Source organism: Clostridium sp. (genome assembly GCF_036781005.1).
Lineage (GTDB): Bacteria > Bacillota > Clostridia > Clostridiales > Clostridiaceae > Clostridium_B.
Genome location: NZ_DAIQBT010000011.1, coordinates 17,219 through 41,674 on the forward strand (window position 1 = coordinate 17,219; position 24,456 = coordinate 41,674).

Sequence of the window (24,456 nt, forward strand, 5' to 3'; positions counted from 1 at the left end):
TATGGATGTTAAAGCAATTGAAGATATTATAAGAACTATGGATAATTCACAATTGGGATATTTAGAAATAAATTGGCAGGGAATATCTATAGTAATGAAGAAACAAGGAGAAGAAGGCAATATAAAAAATATAAACATTATGGGAGAGAATAAAGAAAAAGTAAATGTTATTTCACCAAATTATGAAGATAAGACAATAAAAAGGGAAGAAAAAATGAATGAATCAGAAGTTACAAAAAGTGAAATAGCCACTGAAAGGGATGATTCCATAAAAGAAATAACAGCACCTATAGTAGGTACTTTCTATAGTTCTCCCAGTCCTGATAAACCTCCTTTTGTAAATGTAGGCTCTAAAGTTAAAAAAGGAGATGTGCTTTGTATAATAGAAGCTATGAAACTTATGAATGAGATCCAAAGTGAAATAGAAGGAGAAGTAGTGGAAATACTGGCTAAAAATGAACAAATGGTAGAGTATGGACAGCTTATTTTTAAGATAAAAGCTAGTAATTAGAAAGGGAGAATATATATGGAAGAACAGTTTAAAGTGGATTTTGGAGTGCAGGATATTAAAAATATCATTCCCCATAGATATCCTTTTTTGTTAATAGATAAGGTACGTTATATAGAACCTGGGAAAAAAGTTGTAGCTTATAAAAATGTCACTTCAAATGAATATTTTTTTCAGGGTCATTTCCCTGAAATGCCTGTAATGCCAGGGGTGCTTATAATAGAAGCATTAGCTCAAGCAGGAGCTGTGGCTATTTTAAGCCAGGAAGAATTTAAGGGCAAAATAGCTTTTTTTGGAGCCATAAATAAAGCAAAATTCAGAAAAAATGTGATACCTGGGGATACCTTGAAATTAGAAGTAGAAATAATAAAAATTAAAGGTTCTGCGGGAATAGGAAAAGGAATTGCTTATGTAGGAGAAAAAAAGGCTGCTGAAGGAGAATTGATGTTTATGATAGGAGACAAAAATTAGATTGTCAGGAGTTGAGTTTTAGAAGTGTTTAGTAAAATTTTGATTGCCAATAGGGGAGAAATAGCAGTTAGAATAATTAGAGCCTGTAGAGAGATGGGTATAGAGACTGTGGCGGTATATTCAGAAGCGGATAGAGATGCCCTTCATACACAAATGGCAGATGAGGCTATTTGTATTGGCCCTCCTGCACCAGGGGAAAGTTATTTGAACGTACAAAACATAATAAGTGCTACCATATTATCAGGTGCTGAGGCTATTCACCCTGGATTCGGCTTTTTATCGGAAAACAGTAAATTTGCCAAGATATGTGAGGAGTGTAATATTACTTTTATAGGGCCTGGAGCAGAGTGTATCTATAATATGGGCAATAAGTCTAATGCCAGAAATATAATGAGCAAGGCGGGAGTTTCCATAATACCAGGTTCTGAAAAAGCTATAGATTCAAGTGAGGAACTTTTAGAAGTGGCAAGAAATATAGGATATCCTGTTATGATAAAAGCTTCTGCCGGGGGAGGCGGAAGAGGCATAAGAATTGTACGCAGTGAAGAAGGGATTATAAGAAGTTATGAAAATGCTAAAGCTGAGGCAAAAATAGCTTTTGGAGATGATACTATATATTTAGAAAAATTTATAGAGTCTCCAAAGCATATTGAAATTCAGATACTTGGAGATAATTTTGGAAATATAGTTTATTTAGGAGAAAGAGATTGTTCCATGCAAAGGAGAAATCAAAAACTTTTAGAAGAAGCTCCAGGAAAGGTCATAACAGATGAACTCAGGGTATCTATGGGAGAGATGGCTGTAAAAGCTGCTAAGGCTGTAGATTACAATAATGCCGGAACTGTAGAATTTCTTTTAGATAAAGATGGAAGGTACTATTTTATGGAAATGAATACCCGTATACAAGTAGAACACCCCATAACTGAAATGGTAACGGGAATAGATCTTATAAAAGAACAGATAAAAATTGCCTTTGGGGAAAAGTTGAGTTTTTCACAGGAGGATATAAAAATAAGCGGACATTCCATAGAATGCAGAATAAATGCAGAAAATGTGAAAAAGGGCTTTATGCCTTCTCCTGGAAAAATAACTGAATTATATGTTCCTGGAGGGCCTAATGTCAGAGTGGATAGTGCGGTATACTCAGGATACAATATACCACCTTATTATGATTCTATGATAGCAAAGCTTATTGTATATGGCAAGGATAGGGAAGAAGCTATATGCAGGATGAGAAGAGCTTTAGGAGAATTTGTTATAGAGGGAGTAGATACAAATATAGATTTTCAGTTTGAATTAATAAGCAGTGATGAATTTATAAATGGAACCTATGATACATCATTTATAGAGAAAAGTTTTAAATACTGATAAAATTTTAAGTATGGTGATAGATAATAAGTAGAGTTTATTTTTGCAATGTTTTACTATATAATAAATTAAATGGCAACTTAGTTAACTGGTGATTTTATAAAAGAGGTGATAGGGAGCTTGTTAGATAAATTCTTTAAAAAGACCAAGTACATTACAGTCAGCCAGCGAACTTTAGGGGATATTAATGATGATCTTACAAAGAAACCCAGTATACCAAATGGTATGTGGGTAAAATGTGATGGTTGTGGTAAGGTATTGTATAAAAATGATATGGAGAAAAATAATAAAGTATGTTATCATTGCGGGTATCATTTTAGGATGAACGCATTAGAACGGCTAGAGTTTATATTGGATAAGGACAGTTTTTATGAGTTTGATAAAGATATGACTGCTGCCAATCCCATAGAGTTTAAAGGATATGAAGAGAAAATTAAAAGTATGCAAAGGAAAACCAATATAAAAGAAGCCGTAGTTACAGGAAAAGGTACCATAGGGCGAGAAGCTGCAGTAGTATGTATTATGGATAGCAACTTTATGATGGGAAGTATGGGTTCTGTGGTAGGGGAGAAAATTACAAGAGCAGTAGAAAAAGCTATAGAATTAAGGTTACCGCTTATTATTTTTACAACCTCTGGAGGAGCACGGATGCAGGAAGGAATTTTTTCATTAATGCAAATGGCAAAAGTAAGTGGTGCAATCAGTAGATTGAATGAAGAGGGCATTTTGTATCTATCAGTACTTACAGATCCTACAACAGGGGGAGTAACAGCCAGCTTTGCTATGCTTGGAGATATAATCTTATCAGAACCTGGTGCACTTATAGGATTTGCAGGAAAAAGGGTAATAGAACAAACTATAAGGCAAAAACTTCCTGAAGGATTTCAAAAATCAGAATTTCTACTACAACATGGATTTATTGATAATATAGTTTCCAGGGAAAATTTAAAAGAAACTTTAAGGAGGATATTAGTTGTTCATAGGAGAAAGTAACTAATATTAAAGAGTTATTTATATTTTATTATAGATTTGTGGGGAGAAAGGAAGTTCTTGTATGGAAAGGTTAGGAAAGGTGCAGAAAGCTATCAATAAAAAGTTTGAAAGTAAAAATGTGTGGAATAGGGTAACTTTGGCGAGAATGCTTGATAGGCCTACTTCTTTAGATTATATATACAAGATATTTGACTCTTTTATGGAGTTTCATGGAGACAGATATTTTGGAGATGATCCTTCTATAGTGGGTGGAATTGCACTATTAGAGGGAAAACCAGTAACTGTAATAGGACAGCAAAAGGGGAAAAATACCAATGAAAATATAAAAAGGAATTTTGGCATGCCGGAACCAGAAGGATATAGAAAAAGTTTAAGGCTTATGAAACAGGCAGATAAGTTTCATAGGCCAATCATATGCTTCGTAGATACCCCAGGAGCTTTTTGTGGTGTAGAGGCAGAAGAAAGAGGACAGGGAGAGGCTATAGCTAAAAATTTGATGAATATGTTCAAATTAAGAGTTCCAATAGTATCTATAGTAATTGGAGAAGGGGGAAGTGGAGGAGCACTTGCCTTTGCTGTTGGAGATTCAGTATGGATGCTTGAAAATTCCATATATTCTATCTTATCTCCAGAGGGATTTGCAGGTATACTTTGGAAGGATGCATCCAGGGCTAAAGAGGCTGCAGAAGTTATGAAGCTTACAGCTCAAGACTTAAGAGATTATGGAATAATAGATAAAGTATTGAAAGAACCTTCAGGAGGAGCACAAAAAGATGTAGATACTATGGCTAAAGCCATGAAAGAAGAACTTTTAGAAGATTTATATATGCTTAGTAAGTATTCTATAGATGATTTACTCAAGAATAGATATAATAAGTTTAGGGATATGGGTAAATTTATAGAATAGTAAAGATAATGAAAATAACTACAGAGAATAATTGAATATCAGTGTAGTTATTTTTATTTATGTGAATTTTTATGGGTTACAGGGTAGCAGGAGGAGTAAAAGTTCTGTTTGCTAGTTCTTGATCATATAAGTAAAGTGCTGCAGGATTATCACTTATCCTTTTTAACGTCTGGATGGCATTATTAAAAGTATCTTCTTCCTCAACTTGTTCATCTATAAACCATTGGAGAAAACCTAATGAAGCATAATCTTTATCTTCTCTGGCTATTTCCATTAAGTTGTTAAATCTCTGTGTAACTTTTTGTTCATGAGCTAAAGCAGCTTCAAAAGCTTTAAGAGGTGATTCATAATTATTTTCAGGATCCGGGAAGCCTTTAATAATAATTCTTCCGCCTACTTGATTCAGGTAATTAAAGAGTTTTGTAGCATGAAAGTTCTCTTCCTCTATTTGTACTTTAAAGAAATTTGTAAATCCATTTAGACCCTGTGATGCAAAATATGCCTGCATGGCTAAATAGATATTAGCAGAGTAGTACTCAAAATTTATTTGATCGTTTATAAAATTTACTAATCTTTCGCTTATCATAATAGTACCGTTATCAAAACTTATAAAAGTTGTTTTTTATAATTGTTTTAAAATAACAGTTTACACCTCCTTGTAAATTATAATTATTAAATAAAAGTATATATTCATAATAACATATTTTCACTAAAGTTTAAATAGTCTGTTAAATTTTAGTTTAGCTTATGGTAATAATTTTTCCAGGTTCAACATACCGGAACCTTGATAGTATTTTGGCATATCCAAGGAGTTACAGCATACTTTTAAAAGAGAAGTTAAATCCTTAAAGGTAAGTGATGGATTATTTTCATACATGAGAGAGCATATTCCACTTATATAACCGGTAGCACAGGAAGTTCCACTGTAGCAGGTGTAGGGTTTTTCTAGTATTTTAGGATATAATTTCATGCCATTTCTTTCAGAAATATAACTTGTATTTGTATTTATAGAGCATATGTTTACACAAGCTGCAGCCAGATCTGGTTTTTTTATTTTATTAATAGGTCCACAGGATGAGTATTTATAAGGTTTTGGGGTTTTATAGGTTGTGTCTATACCGGCCACAGTTATACAATTTTTCAAAATGGCTATACCTTGCATGCTGCCTTCAAAGTTTCCTCTATGTCCTGTGGGAACTACAATGGCTATGTTTAGTTTAACGGCTTCTTCAAAAAGTTTTTCAAATAGAGATAGTACAAAGTAATCAACCAGTTCTAATTCAAAAGGCAGGCAGATTACTTTTATATTTTCATTGGTGCTTTCTTGTATTAATAATTGAAGTGAGAATAAAATATCAGATATATAACCTTTTCCAAGAGAGTTAAAAGCTTTTATGGAATAAATGCTGCTGCCTTCTGCGATACCTCTATACATACCTTTAGATTGCATACCATTTCCACATATAATTCCGCTTATAAAAGTGCCATGACCATTGTCGTCATAAGGATATTTATAATTTCCTATTAAATCTATAAATTTTTTTACTTTATTTTTTGGACTTAAAAGATCCGGGTGTGGATAGGTTCCAGAATCTACCAAACCTATACATATATCTTTCCCAGTGAGATTATATCTTCCTTGAAATATTATTCCATTTGAAGGAAGAACGCCTTTTTCACCGCAAAGTAGGGCAAAATAATCATTTGCTATAAAGCTCACCTGAGGAAATTCAATTATTCTATTTATAGAATGAGGAGTCAAGGTGGCACATATACAGTTTATCATTGAAATTGAGTGTATTATATTACCGGCATATGTTTTAATCTTTTTTTCTATAGATTCCGGCAAGGAAGTGCATTTTATTATTACCCTGTAATTTTTATACAATCCTTTATCCAAGGATATCTTTAGATTGCTTTCTAATTTATTTTTTATAGAAAACATATTTTTCCCCTTAAAATTAATTACCATAATATTATAATATTACTTAATAGTATATGTGATATTAAGTATAATAATTAATATATATTTATAAAAATATGTATCTACCCTTTCCATTTCAATATAATAATTCCTGTTATCATTACTGCAATTCCTATTATTTTATTTAAGGTAAAACTGATTTTAGGGGAGTCGAATAAACCAAAAAGGTCAATTACAGCTGCAGCTATAAGTTGTGCTGTTAGAATTATAGCAATACAGTGGGTTACCCCTAAAAGTTTAATTCCCTGCATTACAGTGAAGATTATAATGACTCCCAAGGCTCCTCCTAGAAAGTATAGTTTTTTGCAGCAGCTTAAATTTGACAAATTTTTGTCTTTAATGGTAAAAACTATTATAAGAGTTATTATAAAACCAATGCCTTGTACTATTGCGTTTGTTAACCATAATCCTATCTTTTCGCTAAGTCTTGTATTGAACACACCCTGTATGCTCATACTTATTCCTGATACTATTGCATATAATATACCAACCATAATACATCACCTTCCTGAAAATTAGTGTAACCATAAAGGCAATATATTATTAAAACTATAAGTGAGATTTTAATATAGGTCTAATTAGTGGACTATTCTCTGTATTAAATCAACATACAGAGAATAGTCTTTCAACATTTAAATTTTTCTTTATAGATAGAATTGTTATAGTAGTAAGCATTTTCTATTTCTTTTATAGATAATCCTATCTTTTTTCCCAAACTTATAAAGTCTTCGAATAAAGTAATATAATGGTCTCTAGAAGAACAGACTATAAAATCATTTATATCAATATATATGTTTAAAAATTGTGATGTAATAACATCTTCATTAACTTTTATGTTTACTTTAATATCTGTAAACCCTTTTTCAAGTCCTAAAGTCAATATGAAGTACAAGCAATCTACATAACTTTTTAAAATTAAATCCTTATTGGTAGGTGCATTATCAGTCCAAAATTTGAAACATTGAGTTTCATTAGCCAGTTCAGCTATTTTTACTTGAAGTGCAAGAGTTTTTTTTGAAAGCAAATCTTTTTTTTCCATAAAAATATTTTTTTTTGTTCTTTCATCCAAGTTTTCTTGTAATTCAAATAATTTTACAAGATCCATAAACAGACCGCCTTTCCATATTGATATAATTATTGTAAAAAAATTTTTTACTTAATAATATTTTAGCTAAAATTGATATATATTAAAACAATGTGCAACCGGTTACACTAAAAATTTATTTTTAATTTTAAAAATAAAATGATTTATAACGATTACTGTAAATTATAGTGAAAATATGGGATCTCTTTTCGCATAATAAATATACCTTATATGTATATAAAAGTAAGGCTTCTATAATGTACATAAATTATAAAAGCCTTATGAAATAAAAATATATTATTTTTTGGTAATAGCTGTTTTTACAGTTACCCCATTTATTCTGCCTAACTTTCCTGTCATAGAACTTATTTCATCAGAAGTTCCATCTACTATTATGGATATAACAGAAATATTTCTTTCCCTGTAGGGAATGCCCAGTCTCCCTACTATAATATCTGAAAAAGAATGAAGTATATTATTTACAATTGAGGTATTATCAAGATCTTCCACAACTATTCCAACCACAGCAATTCTTTTTTCCAAAAAATATTCCCCCTTTAGTAATATATATTTTAAAATTCAGCAGAACCCGGTGTCCTAGGAAATGGAATTACATCTCTTATGTTAGACATACCTGTTATATACATGAGTATTCTTTCAAAGCCCAATCCAAAACCAGAGTGTTTGGTTTCACCATACTTCCTAAGTTCCAGGTACCACCAGTAATCTTCTTTATTAAGTCCAAATTCTGATATCCTTTTTTCAAGGACAGACAATCTTTCTTCTCTTTGACTTCCTCCCACTATTTCGCCTACTCCCGGTACTAAAAGGTCTGCAGCGGCTACCGTCTTTCCATCTTCATTTTCTCTCATATAGAAAGCTTTTATAGCTTTTGGATAGTCTGTAACAAATATGGGTTTTTTAAACACTTTTTCTGTTAAGTACCTTTCATGTTCTGTTTGAAGATCGATACCCCATTCTACTGGATATTGAAAGGATGCACCACTTTTCTGTAAAATGTCTACAGCTTCGGTGTAGGTTATTCTTCCAAATTCTGAATTAGCTACGTTATTTAATCTGTCAAATAGAGATTTATCAATAAATGAATTGAAAAAGGCCATTTCTTCAGGAGCTTTTTTAAGCACATAGTTTATTATATACTTCACCAGTTCCTCTGCAATATTCATATAATCTTTTAGTTCAGCAAAAGCCATCTCAGGTTCTATCATCCAAAATTCAGCTGCATGTCTTGAAGTATTTGAATCTTCAGCTCTGAAAGTAGGGCCAAAGGTATATACATTTCTAAAAGAAAGTGCCATGGTTTCAGCAGATAACTGACCGCTTACAGTTAAATTGGTTTCTTTACCGAAAAAATCTTTGGAAAAGTCTACAGAGTTATCTTCTTTTTTTGGAATACTATTTAGATCCATTGTAGTTATTCTGAACATTTCTCCAGCACCTTCACAGTCACTACCTGTGATAATGGGAGTATTTACATATACAAAATCTTTTTCTTGAAAGAATTTATGTACTGCATAGGCTGCAATAGAACGAACTCTAAATACAGCAGAGAAAGTATTGCTTCGTGGTCTTAAATGAGCTATTGTTCTTAGGTATTCAGGAGTGTGTCTTTTCTTTTGAAGAGGATAGTCAGAAGAAGAATTTCCTTCTAAAGATATTTTTTTAGCTTTAATTTCAAAAGATTGTTTTGCATTTGGCGTCAAAACTAGAGTACCTTTTACAGACAGTGATGAACTAATAGGTAATTTTATTATTTCTTTAAAATTTTCTGTTTTATCATCTAGGACTATTTGAACATTTTTAAAGAATGATCCGTCATTTAATTCTATGAAGGCAAAGGACTTAGAATCTCTTATGGTTCTTATCCAGCCTGAGATTTCGATATCTTTATTTGTAAATTTTTCAGTTTCTCTATAAAGAGATTTTACTAATGTTTTTTCCATGTTATTTTCCTCCGTAAATTTATTATGTTATTAATAAAAGCCTTTCATCCCTAAAGGGACGAAAGACTTAATTCGCGGTACCACCCAATTTGTCATAAATATGACCGACTCTTAAGATAAAGTAAATACCCTATCTTTCAATTTTAAGGTGTTGAATACCTCTAAGCCTAGTTCCATAAAGGTTTCGGTTAGAAACTTCGAGATGTTTTTCAATATAGACTTACATTGGACTCTCACCATAACCAATTCGCTTTGGAAAGTTCCTATATTTACTCGTCTCATCATAGTTTTTAATTTATAGTTAAAATTTATTATAACTTTAATCTTTATTTTAAAATTATAATATTTATGAAATTTATTGTCAATGATTATGAAAAAATATGTTAATATCAGCTGTATTTTTGTTCATGCTCTAAAAGCCATTTTTTTCGCCATAATCCGCCTCCATATCCAGTTAAATTTCTATTCTTTCCTATAACTCTGTGACAGGGGATAACTATACTTATTTTATTATGGTGATTTGCCCCTCCTACGGCTCTTACAGCAGTTTTATTATTTATTGAATTGGCTATATCATAATAAGAACAGGTGTGACCATAGGGTATTTTTAAAAGTTCTCTCCACACTTTTTCCCTGAAAGGGGTACCTGAAATATGAAATTTAATTGAGAAGTTTTTTCTGGTTCCCTTAAAATATTCATCCAGTTCAGTTATACAATTTTTTATATGTATACTACAATGGCTATTGTTTGTAATTTCCGGTTCATGGTTTAAAAATAATATAGAAGTTATTCCTGTATTGTCACCATCTATTTTTATAGTTCCAATAGGAGAAGAATAATAAGAGGTATTTGAGATTTCCATAATTAATTACTCCTTTCTATATAAAAATTATCACTTTCAATTTCTCACTTCAAATTCATCTATAAAAGTATAATGATTGGCTTTAGTTACAGAAAACAGTCTTACATATCTGGCATTTACAGGAGTATCTAATGTAAGATATAAAGGGTATTTAGAACCATATCTATCGGAAAAAGGAACTGAGGGTATCCTTATAGATCCCACTGGGGTATAATTTATACCATCTTGTGATATAGAGATAGAAGCTCCATCAGGCAATTCAGACCAAGGAATGGGATCTCTAAGATAACTTACCATGAACTGCTGTACAGGTATTACTTTTCCTAAGTCTATAGTTATATCTAGGGGATCATTGTACCACCCTACAAAACTTTTATCTTTTACCGAGTTTACAGAAGAATATTTACCATCTGTGATTTTAGTAAGGTTTGAGTCATTATATTTTTCATGGGGCATGGGAGATAAAGTATAAGTGCAATTTGTAGAAACTATATTAGGTAGTTTCTGTATAGAATCCACATTAACTGTCACTATATTGGATGGTTTAGATATATTGCCTGAAAATCCAAGGGATTTTACTATATAGGTGTGGGATTTCACACCCTCTTTTAATATAGGAATATCTATAATAGTATTTGAAAATACTTTAGGATCTCCTCCATAATTTCTTTGAACCATAGTTCTTGAAATTAAAATATTATCTCTGTAAATTTCATATCCGCAGATATTATCGGTTTTTTTTGGAGTTTGCCAGGTTATTTTAAATTTATTTTTTTCTATGATAGCTACATTGACATTTTGGGGTATATCTAACTTTTTATTAGGAAGTTTTCCGTTCTTTACATAATAAGAGTATGCTTTGTTAAAACCGCTGGAGATATTGTTTGGACTGTAGTAGTGGCTATATGAGAAACAGAGTATGTTATCTACAGTAGGCTGTTCTAGCTTAAGTTGTTTTAAGAATCTATCTAGAGGTACCGTTGAATTATTAACATAATCAAAGGTTTCTGTATTAGCCCAGAATAACATCTCAGATTTTTTAGAGACTGCTTTTCTAAGAGCGGTATACCAGGAGTTAACTTCTTCAAGTTTTAGTCTGCCGCTTCCAATAGAGTCTTGAGGACAAAATATATCTCCCTTTTTAAAATTAGTTTTTGAAAACAAATACTCCCAGTTAGAAGCATATTCTTTAGCAGTACCTGCAGAAGAATTCATAAATGGTGATAACAGGATTGGCAAACGTTTATGGTTTTTATCTAGGTAATTTAAATGAATATTAAGGGCACTAGCTAAGGTATCAAAGTCACTAAGTTTATTAAACTTGGCGTTGTCCACTTCATAGGGAAAATACCAGCCATAAAATGCATTGGGATATTTAGAATGATAATTTTCATATAATTCACTGGCTATAAAATTAGCTCTTTCCATTTGAGAGTTTAACCATAGAGAATTATTTGCAGGTACTTGCCACCATTCACTATTAAAATTGGTATCTATAAAAACTTTAATATTTAACTTTTCAGCATTTTTTAAACACAGTTCTACAGGATCAGTATTACCATATAGTTTTTGGAAGTTTTTGTTCTTACTTTTATAACATATTTTAGTAATACCTTTCTCTGTTTGAGAAACGTTTGTTATTACAAGATAGTTCATTTTATTTTCTTTAAGATGGAGTAATTCTTTTTCCCATTTATTTGAATTCCAGTTTTGTGTTAAATCTAATTGTATGAAGGAACCATCTACTATAGGATAATTTTTATTATCTCTTAAAGGGCTATTGAAATATGTTAGTGTAAAAAATAAAATTATTAATATTGAACTTAGCCATAGGATTTTTCTATTCCACATATATCATGAATATTCCTTTCTCATTTTTTTAGCAAATTTAATTAGTTTCTTTCTATTTTTACTTTACTTCCCCCCATTCCGGATTCAGCAGCAGTTACTATGAGTTTTATGGGCATTCTTTCCTTTATGATTTCCAGATGGCTTATCACTCCTATGGATAACTTGTCATTATGAATTTTTTCCAGTGAATCCATAACTACTTCAAGTAGGTTATCATCCAAAGTTCCAAAACCTTCATCTAAGAAAAATAATTCTAAAGGAGATCTTCCCTTTAATTGTATTTGAGATGATAGTGCCAGTGCCAGTGCCAGGGATGCAAGGAAAACTTCCCCTCCTGATAATGTGGAAGCGTCTCTTTCTTTACCTCCATTTTTATAATCTCTAATAAAGAACTTTCCATTCTGGTCTACTTCAAGACCGTAATTGCCACAGGTGATTTCCTTTAATTTTTTATCTGCCTCCAGTGATATATATTGCAATTGATTTGATGCTACAAACTCTACAAATTTTTTACCTTTAAATAACTTTTCCAGATCATTTAGGAGCCCTAATTTATGTTCTATGCTTTCCTTTTTATTTAAGAGATCCTTTAATTCTAACAATTTTGTATTTATAGAAATTACTTCTTTATCCAATGTTATTTTATCGTCGTATAATTTTTTTAGTTCATAGCTTTTTTTATCTTTATCATTTTGTGTTTTGACCCATTGTTCTTTTGTAAGGGTTTTTCCATTCATATTTTTATAAATATTTTCTAGGGCACCTTTTATTTTTGAAAGAGAAGTTCTATACTCTTGTATTTCTTTATTTAATTTTTCTATTTCTGATTTATCCATAAAAAATTTTTCAACTTCATAGGTGCTTTTGAATCCGTAATTATACAGCATGTCTTTAAGTATCTTTTCTTCTTTTATATTTCTCTCATTTAAATTAAACAAATTATTTTGAGATAATATTATTTTATTATTGATTTCATCATATTCTTTTGATATCTTTATAGTAGCTTTTTCAGTTTTTGTATAGTCGTTTTCGATTTTCTCTATAAGCGTGCATATTTCTTTATTGAAGTGTTTTAGATCAGTTATTTCACCTACTTTATTTTTTATATTGTATTCTTTTTCAACTATGTTTTTATCCATCTCTTCAATTCTTGTTTGATTTTCATTAAGTTTTTCTTTTAATTCTATAATATCATTTTTCATTAGCTCTATTTCACCTTGATTTACTTCTAAGGTTTTCCTGATTTTTTTTGCCTCAGTTTCCAGGTGAGATATACGTTTTTGTGTTTTTATTATCTCATTTGATTTGTTCTTCAAATCTTTTACAGATAAATCCGTCTTCAACAAAGATAATTGGGTTTCTATAGATTTGATTTGTTCTTCCTCCAATTTTAAATCTTCATGTAGCCGTATTAGCTGGTTACTGTTTTCATCTTCTATTATAACTTCCTTATTATAGTCCATATCCATGGAATTTTTGTTGTCTTTTAATGTTTTTATTTTTTCCTCTATAAAATTTTTTTCTTTTTTAAAATCATTTATCTGCTGTTTTAATTTATAAAATTTATCTTGAAGTATCTTTAGAGGCGTTAATTTAAAGTCTTCTCCCAATGATGCTATTTTCTTTTTATTTTCCTCTATGTCTTTTCTTTTTAATGCTATATTAGTTTGGATTTCTATTGATTCCCTGATGGATTTTTCCATGATGGCATTTTTTTCAAGGTATTGTGATTTTAAATTTTCAAGGTTATTTATATTGATTTTACGGGTTTCTTTTTTTTCATGATATATGGAGCCGCATATAGGGCATGAGTCCCCTTCTTTTAGAGTGTGCATTAGCATAAGGGCCATATTGTCTTTTTCACATTGATGAATATTTTTTTCTAGTTCCTCTATGGAATTTTCCATGTTGGATTTTATAGTATTTATATCCTGAAGATTTTTCTTCAAATTTTCAACTATACTTTTATCTTTAGCTAAAAGAGCCATATATTCATCATATTTGTCCCATTTTGTTTTTAAATAAGATAAATGTTGGTGAAAATTTAATAGTGTGTTTTCATCTCCTGGACAGGTTTTAATTAGTGTATCTAATTTTTTGTTGCAATTATATAAAGCTTTTTCCAGTTCACTTATACGTCTTGACAATAATTCTTTTTTAGAAATGGACACTTTTATGTTTTTCTCACAATTTTGTATACTTTTAGTGAGTTTATTTATTTGTAGTATTTTATTTTCATAATTAGTTAAAATGATAATACTTTCATTTATTTTTCTTATATAGTCCTGGGGGATCTTTAAAGTTTCCATTAATTCTTCTTTATTTTTTAGTTCTTTCGATAAATCAGAGACATACTTTTCATTTGTTGTTATCTGATTATTTTTGTTATTGAATTTTTCTCTTAAGGATTCAATATGATTTTCAATAAGAATTTTTTGCTGTTTCAGTTTTTCAAGCAGTTTTTGCTCTTCCATAGCATCTTTTATTTTTTGTTCCATTAATTTTAATTCAGGGAGTTTTTTATCTTTTTCGCTCTTGGACTTATTGAATGATATTTCTATTTCATTTTTATTCTTTTTTATACTATTTATTTTAATATTTAAATTGGATAGGCTGTTTTTGGTGATTTGTATTTGTGCACATGTGTTTTTAAGATTATCTAAGTAAGGTTTTACATTTAAAGCATTTTCTGCTAATTTGATCTTTTCCTCGTAGTCCTTTATTTTATTTCCCCTTTTTTTTAATATTTCTAATTCATGAGATTTTTCTGCTACTTCCAATTGAAGCTTCCATAAATATTTTTCATCATTATACCTTTTTTCTAATTGCTCATACTCATTTTTAACTTTATTATAGTTATTATCCAATTTTTTTATTTCTTTTATTTTATTTTCTAAAATTTCTTTATTAATTTCTTCATAACCCTTCAACTGTCCATTGAGTTCATCAAATTTTCTTTTCTCTTCTGTATTTCTCAAATTTAGTTTAAATGAAAGGTCATCTCCATATTTTTGTAAATTAAATAATCTTTCAAGCATATTTCTTCTATCCTTACCTTCAAGTTTTAGAAATTCACTAAACTTGCCTTGAGGAAGTACTACGGTTCTTGTAAAATCCTCCAGTTTAAGTCCTAATATTTTTTCACATTTCTCAGTTACATTTTTGGCTCCTTCTTCTAGAATTTTTTCTGTAGGTCCTTCAATACTTATTATTCTAGCACTTTTACTTCTTACATTTCCACTTTTTTGATCTCTTTTAAATTCTCTTTCTACCCTGTAAGTTCTTATTTCCTTTTCAGATATTTGAAATTGATAGCTTACATATAAATTATTGCAGTTTACATTTATAAAATTTGAGCTTTTTCTGGATATTTCTCCATATAGAGAAAGGGTAATACCGTCAAGAATAGTGGATTTTCCGCTGCCGGTAGGTCCAAATATACCGAATATACCCTTTTTTGTTAATCTTTCAAAATCAATTTCCTGGGTGTCTTCAAAGCTGTTTAATCCTTTAATTTTAAGACGAATGGGCTTCATCTTTTTTTCCCTCCTCTATAATAGATAATAATAGATCTATTAATTCTGACTGGGGTTTTACTTTTCTTTCCTTAAAGTAGAATTCTTTGAAAATTTCTTCAAAGGACTTATGGGAAAAATCATATATATTCATCTTTCTAGAAGAACTATTTTTTATTTTTGGTATAATTTCAATTATGTCCTTTTTTGTGGTTCTCATAAACTTTATTTCATCTTCTCTTATAAATCTGTCTGTAGTTACTTCTAAATAAACCCAACAGTTTCTATTCATGTTCTCAATACATTTTTTTATGGCATCCTCAATGCTGGAACATTTCCACACTTCTATAGGCTTATACACCTTGAATTCAACTTCACGTATATTAAAATCTTCTCCAGCTTTTATATCTATAATAAAACATTTTTTCTTAAAGTTGATTTCTTTTTTATTATATTGAATGGGTGAGCCGGAGTATCTGGCTTTTCCATTGGTTCCTGGTACTATTTGCGGTTTATGAATGTGACCCAAAGCTATATATTGTGCATTTTCAGGGAAACAAGTACTATCTACAATAAGACTTCCACCAAGCTGTACATTTTTTTCGGAACCAGCTTGGTCACTTCCCATGGTAAATAGGTGGGAAACAAGAATATTTATAGTGTCTTTTCTATAATTCTTGCTTAAATTATAAAATAACGTTTTAATTTTATCATTATATGATTTTACTTGTTCTTTTTCATTTTCCATATTATTATATAGAACTTCATTTAATCTCTTTTCACTAGGATAAGGTACTGTTATAATTACAGCTCTTTCTCCATTTATTTCGAGTTCAATAAAGCCTTCACCGGAATGTATTACTTTGTTATCTCCGTAATTACCTCGTGGTACTATGGATTTTGGAGTTCCCACCATTATAATGCCATGATCCTTAGCTAAAGGCTCTGCGGCTATTAGTCTATCGGGATTATCATGATTTCCAGATATAATTAAAGTAATTCTTTTGCCATTTGAAGATAATTTTTTTAATGTATTATAGAATATTTTTTCTGCTTTTGCCGGCGGGTTTGCGTTATCATAAATATCTCCTGCAATAATTATTAGGTCTATATGATTATTTTCAACTATGTCTATAAAATCTTCAAGAAATGACTCCTGCTCCTCCATGCGACTGTGACCTTCCAGACTTTTTCCAAGGTGCCAGTCAGAAGTATGTAAAATTCTCATTAGGTTCCTCCTTTAAATTCAATAATAAGGTTTATAATATACGCCACTAATAATTGAATATTAGTGGCGTGTGTGTAGGATTTTATGTAATTTATAATTTAGTTGTTTCCGCAGCAGTGTTTGTATTTTTTGCCACTTCCACAAGGACAGGGATCATTTCTACCTACTTTATTTTTATTGACTATTGTTTTGGAACTGAGCCATTTTTTACGGATTTCTTTTCTTTTCTCGGTGGAGAATATAGAATTCCATGGAGAAAGCTTATATAGATAATCTGCCTTTGAATCTAACATATTATAATACAATTTCTCAAAGTTAATATTTATATTTATCTTAGAGTTCTCTTCCAAAGTGTCTAATTCCAGAGGAGTATCCAAGCTAGTATTTACACCATCTAGAAATCCCATGAAATATATAGTTGATGTTTCAAATTCTTCTGCTAGTTCTCTTATGGTTCCCTTCAGTATATTTTTGTGTTCACATAATATTTTTGAATAAATATTTTTTTCAATTGAGCCGTACTGTTTCCAGAATGCATTTTCTCCGTTAGTTTTTACAAAGTCTACCACCATATCTGTCCAATCTTTATATAAACTCATAGTTATATCCTGCTACTTTAACTTTGTAGCAGTACCTCCCTTCAGAAATTTTTATTTTAAGGTTTCAATTTTAAAATGTATTTAGCTTCCTTATCACAATAAGTGCATTTGTGTTTTTCACAACTCACCAAATAAGGAAAAGTCTCGTTATCTAATATAAAATCGTCAAAAGATATATCTATATGTTCAATGCAACAGTATTTATTTTCTTCTGGCATTTTCAATATCATCCTTTCCAATAGGTTTTGATAAGTCAAAATTATTGCTCCATATGTCTAAATCCTTATTATTTATGAAAATCTTAACTTTGTCTATTGTTGAAATTTGAGTGAGAGAAAAAACTATACTTTTTAAACAAGTTTCTTCTTTAATTGAGGTCATTTCAATGTTGGCTTCTTCACTTAAATTTAGATAAGCTACATTATCTTTTATTGACATACTTATGATTCTGGTGTTTTTAGGGAGTACAGGAGCCAAGTTACTTTTAACAGAAGGACCTTTTATTATTTCATTTATTATAGTTTCTGCAAATAGTTCATCTTTTTTTATTATTCGGCTTTCTTTAGATATTTCAACTGTATTTGAATCTTTAGAAGAATTAAAATAAATACTTAAATCCAAGGTATTGTCTGTTTCTTTTGAAAAAGCTATAGTTTTTTCTTTTTCTTTGTTGTTTATGCTTAATTTGTCCTTTTTATCACAGGCAGATAATGTTAAAATAGAAAATGTAGTTATAAGGCATAGAAATATAACAAAAAATTTTTTCATATGTATCACCTTTTTCTATTTAAATTTTATATAATTACTGGGTTTATCACGTCTTGCCATAGATATAGTCACATCCATATTTAATTTTACACCAGCTTCAGTTAATGTGTTTATTACAGTCTGATATGCTAGTTCTGGATAATTATTTGTTTTACTTAGATGTCCTAAAATAATCTTTTTAAATTTATTATTTATAATGTTTAATATGGCTTTTCCACAGTCGTCGTTGGACAAATGACCTATTTTACTTAGAATTCGTCTTTTTAAATCATAGGGGTATGGTCCGAATTTTAACATTTCAACATCATGGTTACTTTCTAGAAGAATTACATCAGAATCTTTTAAAATATATTTAATTTCATTTGAAATAACCCCTAAATCCGTTGCTATACAAGCTCTCTTATTTTTACAATCAACAGCATAACCATAAGGGTCTACAGCATCATGGGATGTACTAAAACTTGTTATGTCCATATCTTTTATACTTATATGATTATTATAAATTACTTTTATATTATGTTCTTTTATTTTTCCGATATGTTTTAACATACATCCCCAGGTAAGAGCATTTGCATAAATAGGTATATTGTATTTTCTAGATAAAACACCTACTCCTTTGATGTGATCTATGTGTTCATGTGTGACTAGTATAGCATCTATTTCATTGGGATTGAATCCGATTTTTAAAAGAGCAGTTTCTATACTTTTACCTGAAAGACCTGCATCTACTAAAAGTTTAGTATTATCCGAGGCTAAAAAGGTGCTATTTCCGCTGCTTCCGCTGTATAAAGGACAAAAAATCATTTTAATATCTCCTAAATTTTAATTATTCCACATAAGATACTCTTTTTATATCGGCACCTAAAGCTTTAAATTTATCTTCTATATTAGGGTATCCCCTGTCAATATGATCAATACTCAAAACTTCAGTGGTACCATCTGCAATAAGACCTGCTATAACCATGGCTGCACCAGCTCTTAAATCTGTAGCTTTTACTATGGCACCGCTTAGTTTATCTACCCCATCTATAATAGCAATTCTTCCTTCTACTTTGATATTTGCACCCATTTTTTTTAATTCGTCTATATGTTTAAATCTACTTTCCCATATACTTTCATTTATAATGCTTCTTCCTTCTGCAACTGTCAAGAGAGCACTTATAGGTTGTTGAACGTCAGTAGGAAAACCCGGATAAGGTTGAGTTTTTATATTTACACCTTTCAGTTTATTTTTTGATTTCACGGTTATGGAATCACCATTTTCTATTATTTCGGCACCCATTTCTATAAGTTTTGCAGATATGGATTCTAAATGTTTAGGTATAACATTTTCTATTACTACTTCACCACCACAAGCGGCAGCTGAAATCATATATGTACCTGCTTCTATTTGATCTGGTATTACACTGTAGGAACATCCTTTTAGTTCCTTTACTCCCACTACACGTATTATTTCAGTACCTGCACCTTTAATATTTGCCCCCATGCTATTTAAAAAGTTTGCCACATCAACTACATGGGGTTCTTTTGCTACATTTTCAAGAGTTGTTACTCCCTCTGCTAGGGTAGCGGCTAACATTACATTTATAGTAGCACCTACACTTACAACGTCAAAAAATATACTTGTGCCAATTAGTTTTTCTGCACTTACTGATACACAGCCATGTTTGATTTCTACTTTGGCCCCCAATGCCTCAAAACCTTTTATATGTTGATCTATAGGTCTTACTCCTATAGGACATCCCCCTGGCAGTTCAACCCTTGCCTTTTTAAATCTGCCAAGCAGAGCACCTATAAGATAATAAGAAGCCCGCATTTTTCTTACATCATCGGTATCTGCATCTATTTTATTTATGGTAGTACTGTCTATAACCACTAAATTTTTACCAGTCTTTACTTTGCAGCCTAAACTCTTTAAAATTTTTTCTATACAGTGTACGTCTTCTATATCGGGTATATTGTCAATAGAACATATGCCACTGCTGGCTAGTATTGATGCTGGTAATATTGCAACGGCAGCATTCTTAGCACCGTTAATTTCTATAGAACCGGAAAGATGATTTCCGCCATTAATTACTAATTTATTCATTTATGTATCCATCCTTATCATAAATTTAATTTACATAAAGTTGTAGAAAATATTAAATTTAATTCATATTACACAAAGTTTATTATAACATAATTCTATATTATTTTAATAATAAATTTAAAAATATGAAGGGTGTGATAAAATTATTTATTTGCAAAATTAAAACCCAGCCTTAAAAAATAAAGCTAGGTTTTTTTAGTGTAACTTGTGATATACTGTGGAAGTAATTATTCCTTTTTAAAACTCCCACAGTCAGTACATTGTATGTCTTTAGCCATTGCTTCATGTTTTGTCACTTCTATTTTGTCAAGTGTGCAATAATTAGTGTCTTTGGCATGAAATTTACATTCGTTAACTATACATCCTATACTAGAATTTTTACTATTACTCATAATTTTACCTACTTAATAAAAATATAATATTTTTATTTAAGTAGGATTTGTCACCTCTTTCCTTATGTGAATTTTTAAACATTAATAGTATTGTCTTTCTATATAATTTGTATTCTATAAATTAATATAAATATTTAATACTATATATAGTAGTTTTATGTTATAATAATACCTAAACAAAATGTACATTTGGGGGATTGGGAAAATAATGAAGTATTATTTGGTGGCTTTATTTGATAAAGATTCTTATTTCTATATTCAGCGTATACAAAAGAGTATATGTAGAAAATATAAATTATATAAAAATATACCCATGTTACATATAACTCTTGAAGTTATAGAAAATCCCGATTTGGAAAAACTGACTAAAGTTATTTCGGATATACTAAAACCGTATAAGAAATTCAAGGTACAGATAAATGATATTAGTATGGATCCTTTTTATAAAGCTATTAATTTGAAGATTGAGAATAAAGGATATATTATAAGGTTAGCCAGGCAAATAAATGAAATTCTAAGATTACATAAATTTAATGTAAGAGAAAATTTAAATGATATCAACTTAAAAGTATTGCTGGCAAATACCAGTTATCAAATGAGAGAATCAAATTCCAAACAACATAGTAATACATTTCATGAAAATATTAAGAGAGAAAGTAACCATAAGATGGTTAAAATAGATAGAATTGAACTCTGGAAGGCTGTAAACAACAAAAAAGAGGTAACATTAAGAAAATTTTCTCTAAGAAATTTTTAGATTAAGTTTAAAACAGAGGAGACTGTGGAGACATCCTCTGTTTTTTATTTATATTAAATATCAAGTAAATTTTTCTTATATATGGAATATAGTTCTCTTAATTCAGACATTTTCTGTTCTACTTCCAGCTGAAGGTTAGATACTTCTTCATAGTTTTCTTCTTCTGACGCAATTCTTATCTTGGAGAATAAACTCTTATTAGAATAGGAATCCTTCATTAAGTGGCATTTTAAAGCATCTATTTTCATCCAGGTAGCTACATCCAAGTCTAAAGCTTTATCTACAGAATGAAGCAATTTATAACCTCTTATTTCATCAGTATATTCATTTAAAATTCTATGATTAAGTTCTACTAACCACCTTTTTATAGCACCCAATTTAAAACTGTTTATTAATTTGTCATTTAATACATCATCTTTAGTTAATACAGCTTTTTTTTCAGGGTATTTATCAATAGCAATTAAGTTTTCATATACAGTTCCAGGTGCTTTACCGAAGAATTTAACTCTTTCTTCATCAGTAAAATCTTCAAATACGTCTTCCTCACTTCTATAAGCCCTATCTTTTTCAAGATATGATGCATCTTCTCCAGGCTTTTTAGATAATTCAGTCAAAAGATCATCTTCTGTTTTAGAGTTGGTTATTGCATAGGTTATTCCATCTAACATAGCCATATACAATCCTGTTACAGCCAGGTAAGTATTGGTGCGAGGATTTGGTGCTCTAAGTTCAAATCTTGTGCCCAACGGATTTTCTAAATCTCTTACAACTCCTATGAGTACGGTTCTGTTTCTTGAAGGTATTTCAACAGAGTGACCTATAGATGTTACTATGCAAATAGGTGCTTCAAATCCAGGTTTCAATCTTCTCAGTGAGTCTGTTGTAGAAGATACGAAAGGATTTATGACTTCATAGTTTTTAAGTATTCCCATTACTGAAGCGTAACCAAAAATGCTTAAAAAGTGGTTTTTAGTGGAAGAAAATAAATTTATCATTTTACCATTTTTGAGTTTCAATGCCATACCTATGTGAGTATGTTCTCCACTTCCAGCTACTCCATCTATAGGCTTAGCCAAGAAAGTGACTTCTAGTCCATTATTTCTGAAGGTTTCCTTAACTATGCTTTTTACTAGTAATTCATTGTCCACAGATTGTACCGCAGTAGAATATTTCCAGTCTATTTCAAGTTGTTCCATTATATGATTGAATCTTCCTCTGTCATCAATGTTAGACTTTATTCCTCCTACTTCTTTATGACCCATCTCAGGTTCCAATCCGTATAATTCCATAATTGAAAGTGTTTGTTCTAAGGCAGTTCTTACTGAACCTTTAGTTCTGGTCCAATATTGTTCTTGTAATGTTTGAGATGTGGATAGTTCTTCAATTTCAGCAGGATTATTAGGAGTATTTACCCAGAATTCCAGTTCTGTTGCACAGGTAGCAATTAAATCATCTATATCTTCGTATTTTATTCCGAAAGAAGACAGACAACTTGGATATTTCTTGAATAAACTCATAAGATTTGTCTTAAAATGTTGTATACAATTCTTCAATATATGCCTGGAATCTACAGCTTTGTGTTCATGATAGAAAAAACATGGAATTCTAAGCGTTCCTACAGGTTTATTTGTTTCAACATCGATATTATTGGTATTATAGTCTACATACCAATTTACATCGCAATCGCATACCATATCAACTTTTGCATTATTTAGGGTAGCTATGCCTGGAAGAACTACCGATGAACCATCAGTTTGAATTGATCCTTTTAAAAATCCAGAGATATCTTTTAGAAAAATCTTAATAGGAATTTTTTCGTCAGTATCATTTCCTGAAAGGTCTATGCCGACAAGGGATACGAATTTTATTTCAGGATGGGAAGTTAGTATTTCTTTTAAACTATCTTCAGATTGCATAGTGGTAGGTATTACATAGATTAAATCTTTTAACATAGTTTTTTCCTCCTATAAATAATTAGAAGAGTATGAATTTTTAATACTCTGTCAGTGTATAGTCAATTTAATTTATATTCTAGTTGATAAAATATAAATTATTTATTAATTATTTAAAATTTATATATTTATGATTTTATAATTAATATTCCTATATGTCAATAGATTTTGAATAAATTTATGGGTTATGTTGCAATAGTTAAAAAATATAAAATATAATATTTGATTTTAAGAATAAAGTTTAAAAATTGAGGTCATTTATTCATGTCTTTAAAAATTTGTGTAGTTTAAATCTATATTATATAATAAAATGTATAACATTTTTATTAAGTTATGAGGTGATAGAGTGGATTCTGAGGATAGGCCAATTGGCTTTTTCGATTCAGGAGTGGGTGGAATAAGTGTACTAAAAGAAGCTGTAAAGATCCTGTCAAATGAAAATTTTGTTTATTTTGGGGATTCAAAGATGGCACCTTATGGAGTCAAAACGGTGGAAGAGGTTAAAAAACTCACGTTTAATGCTGTAGAATTTTTATTAAAAAAAAATATAAAGGCTTTAGTAGTTGCCTGTAATACTGCTACTAGTGCTGCTATAATAGATTTGCGAAAGGCATATAGTAAATATATGCCTATAGTGGGTATAGAACCAGCTTTGAAACCTGCAGTGGAATGTAATAGAAGAGGAAATATAATAATAATGGCAACACCTATGACTTTAGCGGAAAGTAAGTTTAATAATCTCATGAAAAAATATGGCAATTCAAATATGGTGCCTCTTCCCTGCAGCGGTTTGGTAGAACTTATTGAGGAAGGAAAAACAGAAGGAGAGGAAATAGAATATTATCTGGAAAAAAAATTGTCTCCTTTAAAAGAAAAAGGAATTGCAGCAGTAGTACTTGGATGTACCCATTATCCCTTTATAAAGAAAAGTATATCTAAGGTTTTAAATCAGGATGTTCCAATAGTTGATGGAAGTAAGGGAACCGTTAGGCAGTTGAAAAGACAGCTTATTAAACATCATATAGAAAGTAAAAATAGTAAAGTTGGAAAGATAAAGATATTTAATTCTATGAATAGTCAATATATAATAAAATTAAGTTATAAGCTTTTAAAAGAATGAAATTTTTAAGTTTTACATAGAATTTAAATTATATATGAGATTA

General features: G+C 30.2%; 24 protein-coding genes and 1 other annotated feature. Of the genes, 7 read left to right on the top strand and 17 right to left on the bottom strand.

Annotation, left to right across the window (positions count from 1 at the left end; all coding sequences use genetic code 11):
* Position 1: 1 nt before the first annotated feature.
* From accB to V7Q02_RS06315, 5 genes are all read left to right on the top strand, one after another.
* Positions 2–511: an acetyl-CoA carboxylase biotin carboxyl carrier protein gene (gene accB / locus V7Q02_RS06295; RefSeq protein WP_333860156.1), complete on the top strand. Its 510-nt coding sequence runs from the start codon at positions 2–4 to the stop codon at positions 509–511.
* 15 nt (positions 512–526) lie between these two features.
* Positions 527–979: a 3-hydroxyacyl-ACP dehydratase FabZ gene (gene fabZ / locus V7Q02_RS06300; RefSeq protein ID WP_333860157.1), complete on the top strand. Its 453-nt coding sequence runs from the start codon at positions 527–529 to the stop codon at positions 977–979.
* Positions 980–1,003: 24 nt separating this feature from the next.
* Entirely contained in the window at positions 1,004–2,347 is a 1,344-nt protein-coding gene (locus tag V7Q02_RS06305) for an acetyl-CoA carboxylase biotin carboxylase subunit (RefSeq protein ID WP_333860158.1), read from the top strand.
* Positions 2,348–2,467: 120 nt separating this feature from the next.
* A complete protein-coding gene (gene accD, locus V7Q02_RS06310) occupies positions 2,468–3,340 on the top strand; it encodes an acetyl-CoA carboxylase, carboxyltransferase subunit beta (RefSeq protein WP_333860159.1) in 873 nt (290 codons plus the stop codon).
* 61 nt (positions 3,341–3,401) lie between these two features.
* The gene (locus V7Q02_RS06315) at positions 3,402–4,247 is read left to right on the top strand and encodes an acetyl-CoA carboxylase carboxyltransferase subunit alpha (RefSeq protein ID WP_333860160.1); all 846 of its coding nucleotides are present in this window, start codon (positions 3,402–3,404) and stop codon (positions 4,245–4,247) included.
* A gap of 76 nt (positions 4,248–4,323) precedes the next feature.
* On the opposite strand, the gene V7Q02_RS06320 is transcribed toward V7Q02_RS06315, so the two are convergent.
* The 16 genes from V7Q02_RS06320 to V7Q02_RS06395 form a co-directional block, all read right to left on the bottom strand.
* On the bottom strand, positions 4,324–4,833 hold the full coding sequence (locus tag V7Q02_RS06320; protein ID WP_333860161.1) for a ferritin: 510 nt from the start codon (positions 4,831–4,833) through the stop codon (positions 4,324–4,326).
* A 159-nt stretch (positions 4,834–4,992) separates the two neighbouring features.
* Positions 4,993–6,192, bottom strand: coding sequence for a S8 family serine peptidase (locus V7Q02_RS06325; RefSeq protein WP_333860162.1), 1,200 nt, complete (start codon positions 6,190–6,192; stop codon positions 4,993–4,995).
* 101 nt (positions 6,193–6,293) lie between these two features.
* On the bottom strand, positions 6,294–6,725 hold the full coding sequence (locus V7Q02_RS06330) for a DMT family transporter (protein ID WP_333860163.1): 432 nt from the start codon (positions 6,723–6,725) through the stop codon (positions 6,294–6,296).
* A gap of 131 nt (positions 6,726–6,856) precedes the next feature.
* The gene (locus tag V7Q02_RS06335) at positions 6,857–7,336 is read right to left on the bottom strand and encodes a dUTP diphosphatase (protein WP_333860164.1); all 480 of its coding nucleotides are present in this window, start codon (positions 7,334–7,336) and stop codon (positions 6,857–6,859) included.
* Positions 7,337–7,612: 276 nt separating this feature from the next.
* Entirely contained in the window at positions 7,613–7,858 is a 246-nt protein-coding gene (locus V7Q02_RS06340) for a TM1266 family iron-only hydrogenase system putative regulator (RefSeq protein WP_333860165.1), read from the bottom strand.
* Between the two features lie 29 nt (positions 7,859–7,887).
* Positions 7,888–9,279 carry an asparagine--tRNA ligase gene (gene asnS, locus V7Q02_RS06345; protein WP_333860166.1) on the bottom strand — a complete coding sequence of 464 codons (1,392 nt, stop codon included), beginning with the start codon at positions 9,277–9,279 and terminating at the stop codon, positions 7,888–7,890.
* 51 nt (positions 9,280–9,330) lie between these two features.
* Positions 9,331–9,573, bottom strand: a binding site (T-box leader).
* Positions 9,574–9,668: 95 nt separating this feature from the next.
* Positions 9,669–10,142 (bottom strand): methylated-DNA--[protein]-cysteine S-methyltransferase, encoded by a 474-nt coding sequence (locus V7Q02_RS06350; protein ID WP_333860167.1) that lies wholly within the window; start codon positions 10,140–10,142, stop codon positions 9,669–9,671.
* 36 nt (positions 10,143–10,178) lie between these two features.
* Positions 10,179–11,993, bottom strand: a complete 1,815-nt coding sequence (locus V7Q02_RS06355; RefSeq protein WP_333860168.1) for a DUF4434 domain-containing protein — start codon at positions 11,991–11,993, stop codon at positions 10,179–10,181.
* A 41-nt stretch (positions 11,994–12,034) separates the two neighbouring features.
* Positions 12,035–15,529 (bottom strand): AAA family ATPase, encoded by a 3,495-nt coding sequence (locus V7Q02_RS06360; RefSeq protein WP_333860169.1) that lies wholly within the window; start codon positions 15,527–15,529, stop codon positions 12,035–12,037.
* Positions 15,510–16,736, bottom strand: a complete 1,227-nt coding sequence (locus V7Q02_RS06365) for an exonuclease SbcCD subunit D (protein ID WP_333860170.1) — start codon at positions 16,734–16,736, stop codon at positions 15,510–15,512. The genes V7Q02_RS06360 and V7Q02_RS06365 overlap by 20 nt, the downstream gene beginning before the upstream one ends.
* Before the next feature lie 98 nt (positions 16,737–16,834).
* Positions 16,835–17,335, bottom strand: a complete 501-nt coding sequence (locus V7Q02_RS06370) for an SEC-C metal-binding domain-containing protein (RefSeq protein ID WP_333860171.1) — start codon at positions 17,333–17,335, stop codon at positions 16,835–16,837.
* Positions 17,336–17,391: 56 nt separating this feature from the next.
* On the bottom strand, positions 17,392–17,553 hold the full coding sequence (locus V7Q02_RS06375) for a CxxH/CxxC protein (protein WP_333860172.1): 162 nt from the start codon (positions 17,551–17,553) through the stop codon (positions 17,392–17,394).
* Entirely contained in the window at positions 17,537–18,103 is a 567-nt protein-coding gene (locus V7Q02_RS06380; protein WP_333860173.1) for a GerMN domain-containing protein, read from the bottom strand. The genes V7Q02_RS06375 and V7Q02_RS06380 overlap by 17 nt, the downstream gene beginning before the upstream one ends.
* Positions 18,104–18,118: 15 nt before the next feature.
* The gene (locus V7Q02_RS06385; protein ID WP_333860174.1) at positions 18,119–18,907 is read right to left on the bottom strand and encodes an MBL fold metallo-hydrolase; all 789 of its coding nucleotides are present in this window, start codon (positions 18,905–18,907) and stop codon (positions 18,119–18,121) included.
* A 22-nt stretch (positions 18,908–18,929) separates the two neighbouring features.
* Positions 18,930–20,192 carry a UDP-N-acetylglucosamine 1-carboxyvinyltransferase gene (locus V7Q02_RS06390; protein ID WP_333860175.1) on the bottom strand — a complete coding sequence of 421 codons (1,263 nt, stop codon included), beginning with the start codon at positions 20,190–20,192 and terminating at the stop codon, positions 18,930–18,932.
* Between the two features lie 227 nt (positions 20,193–20,419).
* Positions 20,420–20,584 carry a DUF1540 domain-containing protein gene (locus tag V7Q02_RS06395; protein ID WP_333860176.1) on the bottom strand — a complete coding sequence of 55 codons (165 nt, stop codon included), beginning with the start codon at positions 20,582–20,584 and terminating at the stop codon, positions 20,420–20,422.
* Positions 20,585–20,792: 208 nt separating this feature from the next.
* Here V7Q02_RS06395 and V7Q02_RS06400 point away from each other — a divergent pair, with 208 nt between their 5' ends.
* Complete coding sequence (locus V7Q02_RS06400; RefSeq protein WP_333860177.1) at positions 20,793–21,341, top strand: 2'-5' RNA ligase family protein; 549 nt, start codon at positions 20,793–20,795, stop codon at positions 21,339–21,341.
* Between the two features lie 53 nt (positions 21,342–21,394).
* On the opposite strand, the gene V7Q02_RS06405 is transcribed toward V7Q02_RS06400, so the two are convergent.
* Positions 21,395–23,293 carry a glutamine synthetase gene (locus V7Q02_RS06405; protein ID WP_333860178.1) on the bottom strand — a complete coding sequence of 633 codons (1,899 nt, stop codon included), beginning with the start codon at positions 23,291–23,293 and terminating at the stop codon, positions 21,395–21,397.
* Between the two features lie 346 nt (positions 23,294–23,639).
* Between V7Q02_RS06405 and murI the strand changes: the two genes are divergently transcribed.
* The gene (gene murI, locus V7Q02_RS06410) at positions 23,640–24,413 is read left to right on the top strand and encodes a glutamate racemase (RefSeq protein WP_333860179.1); all 774 of its coding nucleotides are present in this window, start codon (positions 23,640–23,642) and stop codon (positions 24,411–24,413) included.
* Positions 24,414–24,456: the final 43 nt, after the last annotated feature.